The 5,253-nt window shown below is 44.5% G+C and carries 6 protein-coding genes; 2 read left to right on the forward strand and 4 right to left on the reverse strand.

The window, feature by feature from the left end:
- Window positions 1-14: 14 nt before the first annotated feature.
- Window positions 15-452, reverse strand: a complete 438-nt coding sequence (locus tag V7126_RS22305; protein WP_046129819.1) for a peptidylprolyl isomerase — start codon at window positions 450-452, stop codon at window positions 15-17.
- A 328-nt stretch (window positions 453-780) separates the two neighbouring features.
- Here V7126_RS22305 and V7126_RS22310 point away from each other — a divergent pair, with 328 nt between their 5' ends.
- Complete coding sequence (locus tag V7126_RS22310; RefSeq protein WP_373688040.1) at window positions 781-1,629, forward strand: DUF1002 domain-containing protein; 849 nt, start codon at window positions 781-783, stop codon at window positions 1,627-1,629.
- A gap of 54 nt (window positions 1,630-1,683) precedes the next feature.
- Here V7126_RS22310 and V7126_RS22315 read toward each other — a convergent pair whose 3' ends face one another.
- From V7126_RS22315 to V7126_RS22325, 3 genes are all read right to left on the reverse strand, one after another.
- On the reverse strand, window positions 1,684-2,487 hold the full coding sequence (locus V7126_RS22315) for a poly-gamma-glutamate hydrolase family protein (RefSeq protein WP_335499286.1): 804 nt from the start codon (window positions 2,485-2,487) through the stop codon (window positions 1,684-1,686).
- A 167-nt stretch (window positions 2,488-2,654) separates the two neighbouring features.
- Window positions 2,655-4,085: a sensor histidine kinase gene (locus tag V7126_RS22320; protein WP_335499288.1), complete on the reverse strand. Its 1,431-nt coding sequence runs from the start codon at window positions 4,083-4,085 to the stop codon at window positions 2,655-2,657.
- Window positions 4,085-4,765, reverse strand: coding sequence for a response regulator transcription factor (locus V7126_RS22325; RefSeq protein ID WP_046129815.1), 681 nt, complete (start codon window positions 4,763-4,765; stop codon window positions 4,085-4,087). The genes V7126_RS22320 and V7126_RS22325 overlap by 1 nt, the downstream gene beginning before the upstream one ends.
- Before the next feature lie 210 nt (window positions 4,766-4,975).
- On the opposite strand from V7126_RS22325, the gene V7126_RS22330 reads away from it, so the two are divergent.
- On the forward strand, window positions 4,976-5,253 hold a 278-nt coding region (locus V7126_RS22330), incomplete at its 3' end, for a PepSY domain-containing protein (RefSeq protein WP_335499293.1).

Raw genomic sequence — 5,253 nt, forward strand, 5'->3', positions numbered from 1 at the left:
GACTGTTTCTTACCTTATGCATCAAATACTTCGACTTTTTCCATTCCTTGCCCCTGCTCCATTGAAGTGACCGCTTCAAAGCCGGAGGTGACTTTTCCGAAAACGGTGTGAACGCCGTTTAAGTGAGGCTGCGGTTCGTGCACGATAAAGAATTGGCTGCCGCCCGTATCTTTTCCGGCATGTGCCATAGAGAGAGAACCGGCTTCGTGTTTATGGGGATTCCCTTCTGTTTCGCATTTGATCGTATAGCCCGGTCCGCCTGTTCCGTTACCGTACGGGCAGCCGCCTTGGCTGACGAAGCCCGGGATGACCCGGTGGAATTTCAGGCCGTCATAGAAGCCCTCGTTCGCAAGTTTTTCAAAGTTGGCGACAGTGCCTGGCGCTGCCTCCGGATATAATTCAAACTCGATTTTTTTGCCGTTTGTTAATTGTATGTATCCTTTTTTAGCCATCATGATTCTCTCCTTTCGTTTTCACAAGGCTCATTATAGCATAGAAGGGAATCACTGAGCCAACTTCAAAAGGAACATAAAGTGCTTATATGATTTTGCGAGCAAAACCAGGACTCTCAATCTATTAAAAAGGCAAATTTTAATTGAAACCTCCCGCTCTTTTCATCCGTCTATATTGACGGAACGAATCGCGAATATAGGTATCGTTCCGGCAGGCTTCTCCCCAAAACGAACAGCAATCTTCTGCCTGAAGCCTGCATTTTTAAGGAGGGCATACAGCTTGAAAAAATCAATACTTGGAATTTGCACAGCATTGTTTCTGCTTATTATGCCGCAGATCAGTTATGCTGACTCCGCAGTTGGAGACGTGATCATTACACTCGGTAAAGACTTGTCAGCTCAAGACAGACAAAAAGTGCTGAACGAAATGAATGCGCCTGAAAATGCGACAATTATTGAGGTGACGAATGCTGAGGAGCATAAATATTTAGGAGATTATATACCAAAAGCAGATATCGGAACGAGAGCGATTTCTTCTTCATCGATTACAGTCGCAAAAGAAGGCAGCGGTTTGGAAGTCAAAACAAACAATATCAGCAAGATTACGGATGAAATGTATTTAAACGCGCTGATGACGGCCGGAGTCAAGGATGCAAAAGTCTACGTGACCGCTCCGTTTAAAGTATCCGGAACGGCTGCGCTGACCGGGTTAATGAAAGCTTATGAGACATCATCTGATCAAAAAATTCCGGACGACGTCAAAAAGGTCGCCAATGAAGAGCTTGTCACCACGTCCAAGCTCGGCCAAAAAATCGGCGATGAAAACGCATCAGCGTTAATGGCAAAAGTCAAAGAAGATATCGCGAAAAACGGCGTCCCGCAATCCCAGGACGAATTGGAGAAAAAGATTGATCAGGCCGCTTCCGAATTAAACGTAACACTGACGAACGACCAAAAGCAGTCGCTTATCTCTTTATTCGACAACATGAAAAACATCAAAATTGACTGGAATCAGGTTGGAGACCAGCTCGACAAAGCGAAAGACAAAATTGCAAACTTCATCAACTCTGATGAAGGCAAAAACTTCATTCAAAAAGTGATCGATTTCTTTGTCTCCCTCTGGAACGCGATCGTTTCCATATTTACCGGAGGCGGAACAACAGAATCAAACGGGTAATGAACACGGAAAACACCTCCTTTCATAAGGGGGTGTTTTCTTCATTGGCGGGCGTCAGGCGTGAAGGGGTTCGTAATTGTCCTCGATAAAACGCGACAGAACCTCTGTAAACCGGTAAAAATCCTCATTTTGCGTCAAGGCTCTGTCCTTTAACGTAAACGTATCAAACAGAGACTTTCGAAAACCTGTGCTCATTTCGAGCTGAATGCTTAAACCTGTTATCGATTTGTTGGCAATATTATCTGGGCTCGTTCCCGCATATTTGTCGCCTGGCTCAAGCATTTCGGCGGCAAAGCCTGCTTGATGCAATTTATCAACCAATTTGCTCATTTTATTGCGGTCTGTGCCGCCCACTTTGATATTGCGGTCTTCAGCATAGTATCCGTGAAGCGACAAAATATACTGATGCCCGGCGGCCATCTCAAGCGCCGCCGGTTCATCAAAATGGGTACTCGTAATATGCAGGCTTGAATTCCCCGATAATTTCAATCCTTCAAACAAATACATGGAATACTTGCGCGAGAGTTCATTTGCAATTTCGCTTGTTCCAGGCTCGATTCCGCCGCCGTGAATGGCCATGATCAGCATTGTGCTGCCTGCTTGCTTTGTCGCGATTCGGTATACTGAAGGATCTTCATTTTGTTTTAATTCCTCGAAATTTGCATATTTATCGTCGGAGAACACAGTCGGCCCTCCGTCATGAGCCAGTGCAAAAGACGGGATCAAAATCACAGAAGAAATTAAGAAAATATTCACAAAACTGTTTATTGCTGTAAAGAGGTTTGCTGTGTTACAATCAACACATTGCTTCAGGCATTGGAGCATGCGGCGGGATAGGGATACTTTGGTCGGTTCCATCTACCCCGCCTCTACTTCGGAATGCACAGCATTTTGCTTCTTTTGAATCATAAGCTGAACCATCTCCTTTGTTAAATTTTTGTTAAATTCCCAATATTATATACAATTATCCTGTATGCTGTTCTATACAGAACCTGTTCTTTTTTCATAAAAAAACACTTCCTAAGTCAGGAAGTGCTGTTTTCTTTCGGCATACGGATTTGAAAAACCGTTCTCTTTCCCGGTTTGCTCTTCACTTCTATCGATCCTTGATGAGCGTCAACGATCGATTTTGTGATTGCAAGCCCGAGGCCTGCTCCTCCGTATTTTCGCGAACGCGATGCTTCAGCTCTGTAGAACCTTTCAAACAAGTGCGGGAGATGTTTTTCCTCAATTCCCGTTCCGTTATCCTCAACCGCAAGCACCAGGTTTTGATCTTCGCTCTTTAGCGTCAGTTTGATGAAGCCCTTCTCCGGATCCGTATGCTGGACGGCGTTTTGGCAAAGATTAAGGATGACCTGTTTCATTTTATCTTTGTCAAATACAGCTTCACCTTCGGTTTCTATGGAAAATTCCAGTTTTCTGTCTTTTACAAGCAGCCTGAGCTGGGATTCCATGCTGGAAATGACCGAGGCAAGGGATCCTTTCTCCATATGGAAACCCGGAAGCCGGTCGAGTTTGGCGAGGAAGAGCAAATCCTGAACGAGATGATTGGCCCGTTTGGATTCTTCAAACATGCTTTTTAACGCGCGTTCAACTTGCTCAGGCTTTGACACCGCACCGCGAAGCATAATTTCCAGGAATCCATGTATCGACGTAAGGGGCGTACGCAGTTCGTGTGAAGCATCTGAAACAAAGCGGCGCATCTGTTCTTTCGCCTCTTTTTCGACTCTGAACGACGTTTCGATTCTTTCCAGCATGCCATTGAAAGAATTGGCCAGGTCATGAATTTCGTGCTGGTTTTTGTAAAGTGGCAATCGTCTGTTTAAATTGCCGGCATTGATTTCTCCCATCAGGTCGACAATGGTTGATAAAGGCTTAAGCGTATGCTTAATGATCGGATAAAAAGTGAACACTCCCAATAGAAGAGCGGAAATTGAAATAATCGTAAAAAACACCATTTGCTGAAAAATCCCCTCTTTCATCGGAGCCGTTTCTGTGCTCATTTGCACGATGCCTTCGAGCTTTCCTTTTAATATGATCGGCTGAAGCACGACAAGCTCTTCATTTCCGTTACGATTTTCTGCGATTGTAAAATGCGGATTATAGTTTCTATTGATAACCTCTTGATACTCCCGTGTTAAGACAGGGGGCGAGCCTGAGTGCATGTCTTCCGATAGAACGGTCAGTTCTCCGTCCTGTTTGATAAAAGCGATGGTTACACCGGGATAAAACATGCTGAAATCCTTTGGACTTTGGGCGCTCTTAACCCAGAAATCAGCGCTGACAGAGCTGATGAGCCCCTGAATGCTCATCGATTTGTTATCATACGCTGACTTTTTCACAAAAACGTATTGAATCGTCCCGATTAAAATGAGCAGCAGGCTGAGCATGCATAAGGAACGGAACAGCAGCTGAAAACGCAGCGTCTGAAACCGAAAAATCTTCCGCTTTTTCATCAGATGTCCAACCTGTAGCCCGCTCCGCGAATCGTGCGAATTAAAGCGTGTTCTTTATCTTTCAGCTTTTCTCTTAATGAACGGACATAGACTTCAACAATGTTTTCCTCGCCGTAAAAATCGTAGCCCCATACTTTGTCCAATATTCTCGCCTTGCTCAAGACAATCCCATGGTTAAAAATGAGAAATTTCAGCAGTTCGTATTCGGTTGCAGAAAGCTTCAGCACTTCCTCGTGGAAGCGGATTTCCTTGCGGCTGTCGTCAATTCGAAAGGGGCCGATCGCCACCTCTTCCAATAAATGAGGAAAATGATTGCGGATTCTTGCACGGATCCGGGCAAGCAGCTCCTCAAAGCTGAATGGCTTCACCATATAATCATCCGCCCCTTCGGTCAGCGCTTTTACCCGGTTGTCAACCTCCTCTTTTGCCGTCAACATAATAACGGCGGTATTCCCCATTTTTTTTAACATTCTGGATACTTCAAATCCATCCATTCCCGGCATCATGACATCAAGTACTGCCACATGAGGCTGAAACGATTTCGCCAAGTTGATCCCTGTCATGCCGTCTTTTGCCGACATCACTTCGAATCCTTCGTTTTCAAGCCCCAATGTCAAAAATTCAATGATCGCCTGTTCATCATCGACAAGCAAAATCTTGATGCCTTCAAGTTTATTCATTCGTTTTCTCTCCTTCATGGGCATAAATCTATGCTTCATTTTTTGTCTATCTACATCCTATTATTCGCTCCTATCTTGAAATGAGCTGAATATCTTCTGAAAAATAACTGAATTCAGCAATTTTTCAGCTAATCCTCATGCGGCTTTAGCTTGAGCCTGTACAATCGGTTTTGTTGGCAGGCCAACAGTACATCTAAAGGAGGAATCACCATGAATCATGTAACAAAAGTTTTATCAGGAGCTGCTTTAGGGACAATCATTTCACTTAGTTCATTAACGTCAGCTCATGCCGCCGTTGTTCAGCAAAGCGATACACATTCAAAAATCGAAGTGAAAGCGGAGCAGGTGTCCGTCTCAAAAGCAACGGCGCAAAAAACGGCTTTGAAAAAGTGCAAAGGAACGGTCACTTCCACTAAACTGCAGAAAGAAGGAACAGTGTACGTCTACACGATCACCATTCTCGGGGATGACGGCAATGCGCATACTGT

The sequence above is a fragment of the Bacillus sp. JJ675 genome (assembly GCF_036963165.1).
GTDB classification, from domain to species: Bacteria; Bacillota; Bacilli; order Bacillales; family Bacillaceae; genus Bacillus; species Bacillus glycinifermentans.